Origin of the sequence: Candidatus Uabimicrobium helgolandensis (assembly GCF_041508025.1) — a bacterium.
Lineage (GTDB): Bacteria > Planctomycetota > Uabimicrobiia > Uabimicrobiales > Uabimicrobiaceae > Uabimicrobium > Uabimicrobium helgolandensis.
In genome coordinates this window covers 5,553,284-5,569,319 of sequence record NZ_CP165719.1, presented here as the reverse complement: position 1 = coordinate 5,569,319, position 16,036 = coordinate 5,553,284, and the positions used below count along the sequence as shown (strand labels likewise).

The following is a 16,036-nucleotide window of genomic DNA, read 5'->3' as shown; positions in this document are numbered from 1 at the left end:
CGTTCTATCCAAAAGTTCTATAACGAGTAGTGTTTACCTTTTATAATGTTGTTAATTTGTAACTAGGCTCTACGTTTTCACGGTTAACCCACTTTCCTTTGAATAACCAATAAATAACGCGGCGACAAAAGTTTACGCACAAAAAGAGTATGGGAACGAGAAAAAGAGTAATTACTGTTGCAAAAGCTAGTCCAAAAACAATAGATACAGCCATCGGAATAATAGACGATCCCTCTAAATCTGTCTCATATAGTGTGGGAATTAAACCTGCTATGGTTGTGAAGGAAGTGAGAACGATTGCACGAAATCTAGAAATACCTGCTTGAAAAATAGCTTCATTCACCAAATGACCTTTGCGAATTTCTACGTTTATCTGATCGATGAATACTAAACTATCGTTCACAAGAATACCAGAAAGGGCAACAACTCCAAAGAGACTCATTATGGAAATAGGTAAGTTTAAAATCCAATGACCGTATATGGCTCCAACAAAACCAAAAGGCAAAATGACTAAGATAATTAAAGGTTGTATGTACGAGTTTAAAATCAATGCCAAAATGATAAAAATAGCCAACATCGCATAGGTAAATCCTAAAACTAGATAGTTTATCGTTTGCTGATTTTCTTTTTCTTGACCTGCGATAGAAATAACAACTTCTGGATGAATTTTTCGTAAATTAGCCAAAAATTGTCCTTTTAATTTTTCGATGACATCGAAACTTGTGATGCGTTCGTCATTTATATTTGCGCGAATAGCTAAAAAACGCTTTTTATTTTTGCGTAAAATAGTCTGTGCTCGATTATTTAATACGAAATCGACAACATTCATCAAAGGGATTTCAAACTTACCTGCAGCTTGGATGTTGAGTGTGTTTAGTTCTTGTGCCGACTGTTCGTAACCTAGTCTGACTACAACTTCTTCTGAATTACGTTGCAGTTTAAAAACTTCTTGTCTTCCAAAACCGCTGCTCAATTTTTGCGAAATATCTTGCTGGGTGATGCCCAAGAAAATACCTTCGTCTTTTAGATTTGCGGATAAAACCAATCTTTGTGGAGGAGAATTGTCGTGAATATTGTAAACACCATCCATTTGATATAGCTCTTTTTTCAGTTTATTGGCAGCAGACATTAACTCTTTGTTGTTTGATGATTGCAGTTCTATTTCAATTGGTATACCTGTTGGAGCATATTGATCTTCCCAAAAGTTGACTGATATTGCATCGGGAATTTCTCCTACTATTTCTTCCCACTTTGTAATTATTTCGCGGCTGTGGTAACTTCTAAGTTTGTGGGGACACAATTGAACTTCTACATATCCATAGTTTTCGTTGGTAATAGCGAACATACTATTTACCACCGGAACTTTATTGTCAGTAAATGATTCATTGAGTTTTGCAACAGTTTTTTCTAAAAAACGCGTATGGTGGTCAATAAATTTTTTGGATGTTCCCGATGGGAAACGCAGCTCTGCTCTTATGTGAAGGCTATCTACTTCTGGAAAAAATATATACTCTACTGTTCGCGATTGTATCAGACCAACAGAAATTAGCGATATTCCCAAGATCAGGGTAACAAAAATGATTTTATAGTCTAAAACTTTCTTGTATACTGCTGCGAATACCTTTTGAATCAAAAAAATAATTAACCTATTTGTTTTTTCGCGAATTACATTTTGCTTTTTAGGCTTTTTACTTAAGTGCGATGGAAGAATAAACATGCATTCGATAAGCGAAGTTATTAAAGTAGCGATTACCGCAATAGGAACTTCCCGAATCCAGTTACCCACCATACCAGGTATAAAGAACAGGGGTACGAAAGCAATCACTGTTGTCGAAACAGCTCCAAGAATAGGCAAGAACATTTCATTTGCTCCTTGAATCGCAGCTTCGCGGCCAGATAAACCTTTTTCCAGGTTTGCAGTGATATTTTCCCCGACGATAATAGCGTCATCCACAACTATCCCAAGAGCGATAATCATGGCGAACATACTGATAAGATTCAAACTTTTGCCAAGTAAAAATAGTACGAAAAATCCACCTGCATATGAGATGGGAATGCCTAATGCTACCCAAAAAGATACGCGGAAAGTTAAAAAAATAGAAAGACATACGATAACTAAAATGGATCCGATTATTGCACCATTAGACAATGTTACTATTTGATCAACAATGAACTCCGATCGATCAAACCATAAACGTAACTTCAGATTTTCAGGGAACTGCTTTTTTTTCTCTTCTAAGTATTTCTTTACACGTCGCGACACAGTAATGGCGTCGGCTTCCTGTGGAGTTTTTATTTTCATGCTAATTGCTGGTAAGCCATTAAAGCGGTAGTAAAAATTGTCGTTGTCAAACCCTTCATACACTTTAGCAATATCTTTTAGGAGAATTTTGATACCATTTTCGCTAGTGATAATTGGTATGGTTTCATATTCTTTGGCAGAGTATAAACGTTTTTCTGTGTAAATCTTTATATTGTGGTCTTCGGTTTTTAACTCACCTTCTGCGCGACTAAAACTATGAGCCTTAATTGCATTAGACACATTTGACATTTTTAAATTATACTTTTGCAACGAAAGTTCTGATATTTCGATCTTTACTTCATAGTTTTCACTTCCTTGAGATGGTACATAATCGACATCTGGTAAATCCATCACTTCACTACGTATGTTCTTTGCTATTTTATTGAGTTCTCGTTTGGAGATGTCACCGAACAATACAAAGCGCATTAAAACCGGTGAAAAAAAACGCAGACGTGTTTGTGGTGCAAAGGCACCGGAGGGAAAATCCTCAATGCTATCTACACGTAACTTTATTTTTTCTAATATCTTGTATGGATCTACGCGAACTTTAAGCTTTGCTTTTACCACTCCTAGAGCTTCGGAAGCAACAGATTCAAGATCAATAATTTCAGGAACATCTTCTAGAGCATTTTCTAATTTTATGCAAATGCTTTCCTCTACATCTAACGGTGTGGCACCTGGGTACAGTACCGAAATTTCGATTTCATCGCGGCTAAATACAGGAGTTGACTGATTTGGGATATTTGTTATAGCAATAAATCCAGAGAATAAAATAAAGATCATCAATAGATTACAAAAAATAGGATGCTTAACACACCAATCAATGAAATTCATTTACTACTCCTTTATCCTCTACGATTTCGTGGGCTTTCAATCGTGTTCCTGGTATAACAAATGGTAGAGGACGTAAAACAATCATTTCTCCTTCGCGCAGCCCTTCAGTAACAAGAAATTTATTTTTGTATGGGTTTACTTTGATTTTACGAATTTGCAAACGGCCATTATGTACAAGGTGTACAGTATTGTTTTCTCGTAAAGTTGTTATCGATAATAGTAAAGCCTTTTCGATGTTTCTACCTTGCAAGTTTACTTTGACAAAATTACCTGGCTGCAAAATTTGTTTTCCTTTTGCATTTTTAACGCGAACAATAACAGGAATTGTATAATTTTTCTCATTCATTGGTTCAAAACGGACAACTTCGCCTTGCCATTTATGTGTGTAGCTACCAATAGTTGTCGAAATTTGTGCTGCCAATTGTAGATTGTCAATATTATCTAAAGACATGTTTTTACCTATCAAATCAGGAATTTGGCTCAAAGGAACATATGTAGGAATCTCTACATAGTTGAGGTCCTCGATCACAACGATAGGACTACGTATTGATACAAGAGAATCTTTTTCAACATACACTTCGCGAATTCGAGCGCTAAATGGGGCAAAAATTTTTGTTTTACCTATGTTAGTATATGCTTCATTCAGTTTAATTTTGACATCTGCCAGTTCCAATTTCATTACAGAAACTTGATTGGGTAGCTGCTTTTCTTGGCTCTGTAGATCAGCAATACTCTTTTTGAAGGAAAGTAGTTCTTTTTGAATTTCGAGAACAACAGATTCACTCACGGCTTGTTTTCCGTACAGATTAGAGTTTGTGCGCAATTTTTTCTCGACGAGTTTTTTTTGCTGCTGTACGATCTTTATTTGATTAGCGATGCTGATTTTTTTATTTGTTAACTCATCTAAACGAATTTCTATCGAACGAATTTGATTTTTGATATTTCTTATTTTGTTCTTGTATTCACTTTGCGAGATTGCAACAAGAAGTTCGCCTTTGTTTACAATATGACCTTTTTTTAATTTAGGATTTAATTTTGTCACACGTCCTTGAAGTTCAAAAGCTAGTTTAAGCGTTTTTGAAGCACGTACACGGCCATACTTTTCTATTTGTAGCTGGATTTTCTCGTAAGTAATTTTTCTTACACTTACAAGAGGGATCTTTACTTTTAATGTTTTTACCAATTTTTTTGTGTTATTTATGAGTTGCTTATACACACCCCAACTACCTAAAGTTATTATTATAAACAACACTGATACTATCGAGAGACGAAAGTAATCTTTAGTTAGCTTGTATCCACAGTATTTACAGACCTTAACGTCAGAAGTATTCCATTCAAAACAGTTCGAACATTTTAATCCATTAGGAATATTCGCTGTCGCATAAATATCTGTAGGATCACTTGCTATATCGTCATTTTGATTTCGTAAGCGGTTCGCAAGAACTGTCATTAATGAAAAAGAAAGGTCTGGAATTTCATGGATCAAGCTTTTCAAAACTTTTTCTTTTAAAAATAAAACCTTTAATTTTTGGCTGGCAACAACTGTTGCCGAGCGTCTTTCTTTAGAAATAATAGCCATTTCACCAAAAATATCACCTCGTTTTAAAGTTGCAAGACAAGTTTCACCCTTCAAAATTTGCGTTTCTCCTTCGCAAATAACAAAAGCCTCATTTCCCCAGCTTCCTTCGGAGAAAATTACTTCTCCTTTGGCAAAATTTTTTACTCCCAATCTTTGCGCAATAATCTTTTGTTTTTCTGGTGATATGGATTTAAACAGGTCTATGTTTTCTATCATTTTTTGCTTTTTTTCTAACGAAAACATTGTTTATCCTTAACATGTAGAAGTATGACCATTTGATGGATAAAGCTTTGCCATAAATTTTCTATCAATATACTATATGTAGGTTTAAAGCAAATTCCGTACCATATTTTTTTTAATAAAAATTCAACAAAAAGATTAGGGTAACACATTGGTTTTATTAGTCTTGCGATCACTCACAGTCGCAATCAATAAAACAATAACGACAATAATAGTTGATAATTTTTATCGATAAAAACTGCGAAAGGTCTCAATTTTAGAAGAACGCTCTAGGGCGTGTCATCATTCAGATAAAAATATGATTCATTTAATAATACACCAGTAGTATGGGGCCCGAGCCCGTTTGCGAGCCCGCGCCCGAAAACTTTTGAGAGGGACAGAAAGTGATTTATTGATTCAATACTTAGTTTTTTACGATCGAAAAAGAAACCTTGCTTCTTTGATAACATTGTTAATGAAAATTTCGGAAACGGGCTCGGGCTCGAAAAAACAGACAATATTTTGAATGATGACACGCCCTAGTATAAATTACGGCATACAACTTTTCAGTTATGATTGTATGTATTTATTCTAGCATTTCTTATTGATTAGAGAGTAAGTATCGTGTGGTTAAAAATTAGTCATCTAACAATGACAAAAAAGATAACTTATGGGGAAGAATTTTAAAGTATTCAGGACTGTAACCAATAAATTCACCATGTAAGTGAAATGGATAGTCTTGCGCTATCTCCAATTGAATATTTGTAAGGTGTGAAAGTCCAAAGTTGTTATATTTTTTGGTGTGGCAAAAATAGTCGACCTTAGTATCATCAATATGTTTTTGTAATAATATCTTACAAAAAATTCGCACAGCGTCGAAAACGTTTGTATTACTCACAATCCATAAATCAAAGATATTGTTATTGATACTTGCATAGGGTGTAAACGCCAATCCTCCACATTCGCGAACATTACTTACTTCAAAAACTTTCAATAGAAAATCTTGTTTTTTATTTTTAAAATGTACCCGACACTTAACGCGGTGTGTGATAAAAAAGCTAACAACAAAACATACATAGTTCATCAAATTGCCGAATATTTTGCGCAACATCTTAACTACCAAAAAATTCTCCTGACGAAAAAGATTTGCAAAAATTCCTATACCTGCTGTAGAGCAAAAAATGTTATTTTGTTTTTGCTGATTTAATCCTAGGTAGCGTACCTCTACAAGATCTATTTTTGCGAAAGTATGTTTCTCAAGAGCAGAGATTGCCTCTTCTATACTACGAATACCCAACATACATGAAAAGTCATTCCCCGTTCCCAAAGGTAGAGACATTAGTGGTACTTGAAAATCGCTCAAGGCATTGATCACATAAAACAGAGTACCATCTCCACCCGCTGATATAAGAAGATCACATTTGCAGTCTATTGCTTTTTGTGTTTGGATGGCAATATCATCACAGCTATTAGTTGTAAAAACTTTAGCTTCATAAGTTTGTGGAAGTAAATTGAGAAATTTTTGCAACCTACGTTTGCTTTTGCTACCATTAAAGATAATTCCTATTTTTTTCATTATTCGACTTTCTCGTCGATTGCATTCTCAGTAAAAACATCTTGCACAGAAGGAATAGGAAACATTCTATCTAAAATAAAATCTACTATTTTTTGTGGTAAAACCTTTGATAATGTAAGTAACAACCGTACCTCAAAGTTGATCGTAATAAGCCATTGTCCGCCGCGACATTTTCGCAAAATTTTCGTTGCTGCTTGTGCAGCTGTCATCGCACTTGGACGTCCACCATCTCCTTTCATCCACTCTGGCATATGGGCAAATTCATAGTCGTACTGTGGTGTATCAATATCTGCTGGGCACGCCACATAAACTTGCATTTTGGTGTTTTTTAGTTCTCTACGTAGAACAGCAGCAAAATGAATAATACCAGCTTTCGCTGGGCAATAAGCTGGATAACCAGCCATAGCCAGCAACCCAAGTACAGACGACACAAAAAGAATACGCGCATCTTTTCTAAGTAATGGTAAAAGGTATTTTGTACATAGCATTGTACCAATTAAATTGATTTCGATGTCCGCTCGCAGCTCGCTTTCTGGCATTTTTAAGAGGGTGCCCACATGGACAACACCAGCATTCATTACAAGGAAATCAACACAACCCTTTTCTTTAATATGCGATACAATAGACTGTATACTTTTACTATTGCTAATGTCAGCAACTACTCCATATATATCCTTGTGTATTTTATGGAGCTCTTCAAGAGCATTTTTAAGCTTTTGCGGATTACGAGCCACAATAGTTACCTTCATATCTTCTTTAGCAAGTTGTTGTGCCATTGCTAGCCCTAATCCTGAGCTACCTCCAGTAATTAATACATGCTTTTTTGCCATAATGCTTTCCTCTTCTGCTGTAAATATGGTACTTTCCAGTTTAGTGCGATGCATAGTTTTTCTCCTGAGCTAGAAAGCTTTCCTATGATGCACCCTGACTTAATTACAAGTTTACTTCATACTATTAGTTCCTGTTTTAAAAGGAACGACCTTGTAAATTTCTGTAATTGCGTTTGTGGTTACGATGTAAAAATAAGAAAATAATAAAACACTGGCGCTGTAAAAATTAATGAATCTATCATATCTAAAGCTCCTCCTTGTGTTGGGATCAGAGTGCTAAAATCTTTTACATCACATATACGCTTTATTTTAGAAGCAACCAAATCACCGCAAGGGCTTAATAAAACAATCATAAATACTAAAATTACTTGTTCCCAAAATGCAAATTCAGGAACCACAAATCCAATACTTAGTCCAACGCAAAATGCTGCAATTCCTCCGCAAATGATACCTTCATATGTTTTATTAGGACTAACCGCAGGCCACAATTTATGACGACCAAAAAATTTTCCACATAAGTATGAAGTAGCATCGTTTACTTCTACAATAGCGTACAAAAAAACAATATAGTAAAAGCCATTCTCTCCACACACTAAAAGGGTAAAGTAGCTCAAAAATATTCCAGGATAGACAGCAACTATAAGGCAATGGATAGATTGTAAAGTATCATCCCACAATAAGTGGATCAAACAATACATTACATACAAGACAAACGCCGCGACGGCTATCTGATACATATGAAAATACAAAACAGTTATTATCACCATCATAAACAACATGCATACAAATTTTTGTCGTCCTAGCTTAAGTATAGTCGCCATTTCATATGTGGTGCGACCTGTAAAAAACAGTAGTGACAATAATAGTACTACACCTTGAAAATATGCAGGAACGATTACACTACTAGTGGTAAAAGCGGTAATAACATAAATGAGCCATATATCCACGAATAACTTTCTCTTCAGCAAGCTCATTATACCAATAAAAATACCACTGCCAGCAAATAGTAGTAGTCCCATATACAAAATCTGAGTATCCATAGTTTATTTCACTTCTATACTTTAGGTTTCCAATACATTTCAATTATCTACATTTGAGCGAGAGATAGCTTTACTACAAAGTAAATCAATTATTTTGCTGATATTCTATTTTCATCTGTATATTTTCAGAGCCCTTACTACTTAATTCAACTATTTTTTCTATTGTGTAGTCGAGTTGCTCCTGCGAATGTTCACTGGTGATAAAAAATCTCAATCTTGCTTCGTCTTCTGCTACTGCTGGTGCAAGAATAGGGTGGACATTTATCCCTGCCAAAAACAATTGATTTGCAAGTATAAGTGTTTTTTGAGAATCTCCAACAATGACCGGAATAATTGGTGTATTTTTACTATCCCCAGTATTGAGACCATTTGTTTTTGCTTTTTCCAAAAACCTCTGAGCATTGCGTTGTAGCTTTTCTATTCGTTGTGGTTCTTCCAACATGACTTTGATTGCAGCGTGCGCTGCCGCGGCATTAGCAGGGGTTATACCAACGCTATACAAGAAGCCAGGTGTTGTATACTTCAAATACTCTATTAACCGATGACTACCAGCAATATACCCACCACAACTCGCAAAAGATTTACTCAATGTACCCATCCAAATATCCACATTGTGCGCTACGATAGAAAAATGTTCACCAATCCCACGCCCTGTTTTTCCTATAGTACCAATCGAGTGCGCTTCATCTACCATCAACAAGGTCTTGTATTTGTGTTTAAGTTCGATGAGTTTTGGTAATGGAGCAATATCTCCATCCATACTGTAAACTCCTTCGACAATAACAACTACTCTTTGATAGTTTTGGCGATTCTCGCGTAGAATAGATTCTAACGATTCACAATTATTGTGCGCAAAAGGAATACGTTTGGCTTTAGAGAGTAAACATCCCTGAATAATGCTGTTGTGTGCCAAAGAATCATGAATAATCAAGTCATTTTCACCAAACAAATGGCCAATAGCTGTAACATTGGTAGCATGACCGCTAACAAAAACAATGCTATCTTCTGTACCCATAAGAAACGCTATTTGTGATTCTAATTCTTTATGAATAGGCTTCTCTCCTGTGGCAATACGACTTGCGGAAGGTGATGTCCCATAAAGACGGATAGCCTCTTGCGCTGCTTGACTTACATAATCATGACCAGACAAACCAATGTAGTTATAGCTAGAAAAACTAATCAACTCTTTGTCTTCTATTTGTGTGGTTCCTGCAGTAATTGTTTCATTTACACGAAAATAAGGATTTTTGATTTGTAGATCATGCAGAATAAGTTTTTGTTTTTCTAAATCCAAACACTCCTCAAAATGGTCAGGACTGTACAAATTCTTCGCAATTTCCAGGTTTTGTATTTGAGACGGTTGTTGCCTGTCTACTGTTTTATCTTCAACAATTTCCACTTGTGGTAGTGGCTTTTCGGCGTAAACAAGTTGCGAAGTATCTATCTTAGAAATAAGTAGTTTAGAAACTTCAGCCACCGTCGTCGCCCCCATTAATTCTACATTAGACAACTCAACACCAGTTTCTTCGCCAATAAAAGTTTTCAACTCTACAGTCATCAAAGAGTCAATTCCTAACTGACTCAGTTTTTGACGAATATCTATTTTCGCTGTGGGTAGTTGTAATATCCTCGACAATATCTTCTTTATAATATTTTCAATATGCTGCTGATACTGCTCTTGTGAAAGATGAGCCATAGCACTACTTAGTTTTTCTAGACCGGGGTTTTCATTTGCAAGATGAACAACATCGCGAAAACGCGTTGTCGTAGCAATACGCGTATTTAGCTTTGCCCACTTATGCCAATCCACATCAAAAAATCCCAACTGCGCGCTTTGCGAAGTTTGTAATATACGTTCCAAGCCATCAAGAAATTTTTCATTTGATAACCCGCGAATACCACTTTGTTCAAGTATTTTGCGCACATCTTCGTTGCGCATTGCAACTCCTGTTTCCGATAGTACTCCAAGATTAATCGTCGTCGCTGGTAACTGTTGTGTATTCCGATAATAAGCAAAAGCATCGAGAAAAGCATTCGCCGCCACATAGTTTCCCTGACCAGAGTTGCCAATTACTGAAGAAATAGAAGAGAAGCACACAAAAAAGTCCAAAGGAATATTTTTCGTAGAGTTATGTAGATAAATCGCTCCTGCGACTTTAGGTTGCATGACATATCTAAAACGTTCCTGATCAAGATCATTGATAAAACCGTCGTCTAAAACCATTGCTCCATGGAATATCCCTTTTAAGGGAAGCATCTCACTGCTCACACGTTGTATAATACGATCTACAGCTTCCTTATCACTAATATCCATCGCTTCTACATGAACTTTTGTACCTTCGCTCTTTATGAAATCTATCTCTTCTTGTAGCTCAGGAGAGTTTCCACTGCGACTTATCAAAACGATTTGCCCCGCTTTTTTTACTGCTAACCATTTTGCTATGACAAGACCTAAACCCCGTGTTCCTCCAGTGATAAGATATGTACCCTTGCTATCGATATCAACATCCTCTTTTTTAACAACAGGGACTTGCTGTTCTTGCATTTGGATCACTACTCGTCCAATATGCTTACTCTGAGAAAAGAAGCGAAAAGCATCTGTTGCTTTGTCTGCAGGAAAAACAGTCACAGGCATTGCATAAAAATGTCCCTCTGCAAAACATTGGCTTATTTTTTGGAATACAGATTGGGCTAGTTTAGGTTTTTCGGCAAACATTCTGTCGACATCTATAGCGGCAAAAGTCAAGTTGTAGTTAAACCGCTCCATAGGTAACAAGCTGTTGTTAGTAATATCTCTTTTACCTATTTCAATGAAACGTCCAAAAGAAGCCAACAACGAAAAACTTTGGAAAAGAGCCTCGCCCGAGATAGCATTTATAACAATATCAACACCTTTACCTGCAGTGAGATTGTATATTGTTTGTGCAAATTTTAAATCACGCGAGTTCATTACATGTTCTATCCCGATAGAACGCAAATAATCACGCTTTTCTTTTGTGCCTGCTGTCGCAAAAATCTTCGCTTTTTTCCACTTAGCAACTTGAATAGCCGCAAGCCCGACTCCACCACTCGCATTATGAATAAGAATGGTCTCGCCTTCTTTTATCTTTGCAATATCTATAAGCCCGTAGTACGTAGTTAAATACGAAACATAGAGTGGTGCTTCGTTAAAGCTCAAGTAATCTGGTTTGTGTACTACAAACGTCGGTGGTACAGTGAGGTAAGACTTAAAACAACCTGGAACCGTCGCAATAATTGCGTCGCCTACTTGAAAATGCTTAACATTTTCCCCAACAGCAACAATTGTTCCTGAACACTCCATACCAATGGTTGTTCCCAAATATGTATTCTCAATCGCTTTGCGATCAATTTGTCCATATACTTTTAACATATCTTTAAAATTCAAAGCAGTGGTGTGAATTTTAATTTCGACTTCATCTGGCCCTGGAGCACGGCGTTCCACTTCACGATATTGTAAGCTGTCTAGTCTACCAGTTTGCGGAACAAAGAGTTCGAGATTTGCCTTGTGCATATCTTGTAAAGATGTTTGCTGCGTTTTTCTTTGCAATTGTTTCTTTACCAAGCGTTTAACGTAGCGTTTATCGCGTAGTGCGATATCTGTGTCGTTATCCTTAACCATTATCTCATCTTTTACTCTTACAATCATCGCATCGTCATAATTCAGAGGAATATCGATTGAGCACGTTTGTAATTGTGCATTTTCATTGGTAATTAAGTATCCTAGACCCCACAAAGTAGAGGATGTTAAATTTGTCACCTTATCGCTTTTGATTACTTTTTGTGAGTTACACGTCACAATGCAAACCTGCGATTTATCTCCTTTTTTAGATAGTACCTGTAGCAAATAGAGAAATCGTGTTGTTTGCTCCAAGATATTTGTAAACGTAACATCTTGCTCTTTCAGTCCCCAGAGGTAAACGATTTTTGAAAACGATGGTAATTTGGCCAACAAAGCGGACATATTATAGCTATTTTGATAATCGTCTTCTGTCACAACCGAGCAATCTCCTGTACTAGAAATCTCTGTCACTAGTTTTTGCGCCAATTCACTTTTATCCGCAAAGACAATTACATGCGAAGGATGCTCTTCAGCACAAACTTCTGGTGTTTCTTGCCAATTGTATTCGTAAAATGAATTAGCATTGTCCTCTTTAGATTCAGCAATAGCCTGACAAACGACACCTTGCATTTCCATAAGAACCGTACCATCGTTTCTAAAAAATCGTATATTCCCCTTTATTTGATCATCACTTACCTCTATTATTACAACATGACACCAACATGTCGATCCCATCGTTTCGTAAAAAGTCATTCGTTCTACAGAAACAGGAATCATTAATTTGCTATCTCCTGTATCTTCTACAGCAATCATTGATTGAAAAGCTCCGTCTAGCATTGTTGGATGACACATATACTGCTGTGACTCGTATCCCTTTAATCGTACTAAGACTTGATTTTTACAACGACTAAGAGATCGTATTGTGCGAAAATGAGGCCCATAAACAAGCCCCTGACTTTCCAGTTCATTGTATAAAGAAGAAGTGCTTACTGTTTCTCGGCAAACTTGTTGTAATTGTTGTATATCAATTTTATGTGTCTCTGTCGCAATTGCTTTGTCAAGAATACGTCCAGAGGCATGAATTTGCCATTGTGGGTTGTCTTTGTCTGTTGTACTATGAACTGTGAATGTCTGCGTTTTTTCGTGCCACGAAGTTCTTATGTGGTTCATTGAATCATCTTCCACAGTAAGTATTTGGTGAAAGCGGATAGATTCCAAACTACAAACTTTCTCGTTTGTCAATTCATTGTGCAAAACTAAAGCAGCTTCAATGTAAGCAGCTCCAGGCCATACAACTTTATTCTGAACGATATGATCGCGAAGGTAAGGAAAGTAGTATTCATTTAACTCCGCTTCCCAAGCAGGGTGAGGTGAGCGGCAACTTGATGTTAAAAATGGATGGCGCGTAGAACCGATTCTATCCTCTAACGACCTAGTAGTTTCCTGCCAATAGCGTTCTTTTTGCCAAGGATATAAAGGTAACTTTATGTACTGTCCTTGTGCTGATAAAGCGTTCCAATTTAAAGAATGATTCAGTAAGTGCAACTGACCCAAAGACTGGTACATAGATGAAAATTCGCATTTTTTGCGTTGCAAAGAAAACATTTGTGTAATTTTAGTTTGTGTGTGTTGTGCACATTCATAAAGTGCGTTTTTTAGTACAGGATGTGGACCAACTTGCAGAAAACTTGTGTACCCATCGTCAATTATTTTGAGAGTTGCTTTTGCAAAACACACCGGTTCTCGAACGTTATCCCACCAGTAACGACTTCCTTGCGTAGATGTTATTTCTCCTGTAACAGTAGAATAGATTGGTATACTAGGTATTTGTGGCTTAATAGACGCAATTGCTGATATCAAATCATCCTTTATTGTCTCCATCACAGAGCTGTGGTAAGGAATATTAACATTTAAAAAACGATGAAATATCTCACGTTGTTCGAGATGATCAACTATTTTTTGTAGCGACTCTTTGCTGCCAGCTAGTGTAGTAGCAAACAAACTATTGATCGCAGCGATCGAAATTTCAGGATATTTTTCTAACAAAACAGTAGCGTCTTCTTTCCCCAAGCCAATGGCAAGCATATCTCCACAACCAACTGTTTTTTGCTGTAAACGACTTCGATGATAACTTACCAGAATAGCATCCTCTAAAGTCAAAGCTCCAGCGACATAAGATGCTGCTACTTCCCCTACACTATGTCCAACTACAGCGTCAGGTAAAATTCCCCATGATTCCCACAGCGCAGTTAAGCCAACCTGCAGCATAAAATTTGCAGGTTGTGCAATCTCGGTTTCCGCCATATGGGAATTCTCTTCGTCAGCAAAAAATTCTGGTAAAATCGAGTATCCAGCAATTTGTGTAAACAAACGATCGCACTCTTCGATTTTACTACGAAAAATATCATTAGTAAACAACTGCCGTCCCATTTTCCACCACTGTGGTCCCATACCGGTATATACAAATACTACCTCTTCAGGTTTCTCCGTCTTACAATACCCTTCATACATACCATGACCAACAAAAGCATCTACGGCATAACTATCTAGTTTATCATGTAAATCTTGTAGCGAATTCGCAGCTAATGTCAGACGATAGTTATGATGACTACGACGACGGTTTATAGAATATGCAAGGTCAGCTATTGAAACTTCTGAGTTGAGAGATAAAAAATCTCGGTAAGAGGCCGCGAGGTTTTTTAATGTTTCTTGATTAGCAGCGGAAAAAGCAAAAAAGTACATATCTTTATCCACACTAGCAGCTTTTATTTTGTTATTGTGCTGTTGCAACAATACATGGGCATTGGTACCACCGTATCCAAAAGAGTTAATAGACGCGTAGCAATCTCGATCTTGAGGAAGAGTTTGTAAACTAGTAACAATTTCAAAATTTTCGGTATCTAAACAAAGGTCGCTATTACGTTCATTTAAATGCAGGTTCGCTGGTACTTTACTGTGACTCAAGGATAAAGAAGTTTTAATAAGGCCAGCAATACCCGACGCTGCTTCGAGATGGCCAATGTTTGTTTTTACCGATCCAATAAGACATTTGTGATCGCGATTTTCGCTCAAAACCGATTGTAGAGCTTCTATCTCAATAGGATCTCCCACTTTTGTTCCTGTACCATGAGCTTCTACATAAGAAATATCTTTGCCTTTTACCCCAGCATTTTCGTAGACTTTCCGCATAAGAGCTTCCTGAGATTTTACATTAGGAACACTAATACCCTTGGTTTTCCCATCCTGATTTACTCCCACCCCCTTTACCACAGCGTAGATAAAATCGTTATTTTCTAAAGCTTGTGCTAAACTCCTTACTATTACAATACCTGCACCTTCTGCACGTACATAGCCAGCAGCATCGCTGTCAAAAGCTTTACAACGGCTATGGCTAGATAAAAAGCCACCCTTGCTCATCGTAATACTATATTCTGGACGAAACATAATATTAACACCACCTACTAACGCGATGTCACACTCCTCATTCCATATGCTATTACAAGCATAGTTACAAGCAACTAGAGAAGATGAGCATGCTGTATCAATAGACAGGCTAGGACCTTTTAAATCAAAGATGTACGAAAGGCGATTTGAGAGCATTGTCATCGATGAACTAGTCGGACTCATGGCTCCGATAGTATCGCGATTTAAAGGATTTGTCTTTTGCAATAGATTATCTAAACAAAATCCTCCAACAAAAACACCTGCCACTGCTTGCTGCAATTGCTCTAGTCTAATTCCAGCATCTTCTATCGCTTCATATGCAACTTCTAACAAAATTCGCTGTTGTGGATCTAAAAATTCAGCTTCGCGTGGTGAAATTCCGAAAAACAAAGGATCAAATTCGTCGATTTTCTCCTGTAAAAATCCCGCTTGTTTTTGACGCATTTTTCCTGGTAGATTTGTATTCAAACTGTAATATTTTCTCATATCCCAACGGTCTAGAGGAACGTCTATAATCGCATCTGTTTCATTTAATAATAGCTCCCAAAATTTCTGAGGATGAGAAGCTCCTCCAGGAAAACGGCAACCTATACCAACAATCGCAAGGGGTTCGTTCTTATGCATATTTCATT

6 protein-coding genes are annotated in these 16,036 nt (G+C 36.9%); all 6 read right to left on the bottom strand.

The window, feature by feature from the left end:
* Positions 1-40 precede the first annotated feature (40 nt).
* The gene (locus tag UABHE_RS20565) at positions 41-3,136 is read right to left on the bottom strand and encodes an efflux RND transporter permease subunit (protein ID WP_372365146.1); all 3,096 of its coding nucleotides are present in this window, start codon (positions 3,134-3,136) and stop codon (positions 41-43) included.
* Positions 3,123-4,958, bottom strand: a complete 1,836-nt coding sequence (locus UABHE_RS20560; RefSeq protein ID WP_372365145.1) for a cyclic nucleotide-binding domain-containing protein — start codon at positions 4,956-4,958, stop codon at positions 3,123-3,125. The genes UABHE_RS20565 and UABHE_RS20560 overlap by 14 nt, the downstream gene beginning before the upstream one ends.
* Positions 4,959-5,571: 613 nt before the next feature.
* Entirely contained in the window at positions 5,572-6,510 is a 939-nt protein-coding gene (locus UABHE_RS20555) for a diacylglycerol kinase family protein (RefSeq protein WP_372365144.1), read from the bottom strand.
* Positions 6,510-7,394, bottom strand: coding sequence for an SDR family NAD(P)-dependent oxidoreductase (locus tag UABHE_RS20550; protein ID WP_372365143.1), 885 nt, complete (start codon positions 7,392-7,394; stop codon positions 6,510-6,512). The genes UABHE_RS20555 and UABHE_RS20550 overlap by 1 nt, the downstream gene beginning before the upstream one ends.
* 125 nt (positions 7,395-7,519) lie before the next feature.
* On the bottom strand, positions 7,520-8,380 hold the full coding sequence (locus UABHE_RS20545; protein ID WP_372365141.1) for a phosphatidate cytidylyltransferase: 861 nt from the start codon (positions 8,378-8,380) through the stop codon (positions 7,520-7,522).
* An 85-nt stretch (positions 8,381-8,465) separates the two neighbouring features.
* Positions 8,466-16,028 carry an aminotransferase class I/II-fold pyridoxal phosphate-dependent enzyme gene (locus tag UABHE_RS20540; protein WP_372365140.1) on the bottom strand — a complete coding sequence of 2,521 codons (7,563 nt, stop codon included), beginning with the start codon at positions 16,026-16,028 and terminating at the stop codon, positions 8,466-8,468.
* Positions 16,029-16,036 lie beyond the last annotated feature (8 nt).

Coding starts and splice junctions, on each gene's coding strand:
- UABHE_RS20540 (WP_372365140.1), bottom strand. CDS start 16,028: ATGCATAAGAACGAACCCCTTGCGATTGTTGGTATAGGTTGCCGTTTT.
- UABHE_RS20555 (WP_372365144.1), bottom strand. CDS start 6,510: ATGAAAAAAATAGGAATTATCTTTAATGGTAGCAAAAGCAAACGTAGG.
- UABHE_RS20550 (WP_372365143.1), bottom strand. CDS start 7,394: ATGCATCGCACTAAACTGGAAAGTACCATATTTACAGCAGAAGAGGAA.
- UABHE_RS20565 (WP_372365146.1), bottom strand. CDS start 3,136: ATGAATTTCATTGATTGGTGTGTTAAGCATCCTATTTTTTGTAATCTA.
- UABHE_RS20560 (WP_372365145.1), bottom strand. CDS start 4,958: ATGTTTTCGTTAGAAAAAAAGCAAAAAATGATAGAAAACATAGACCTG.
- UABHE_RS20545 (WP_372365141.1), bottom strand. CDS start 8,380: ATGGATACTCAGATTTTGTATATGGGACTACTACTATTTGCTGGCAGT.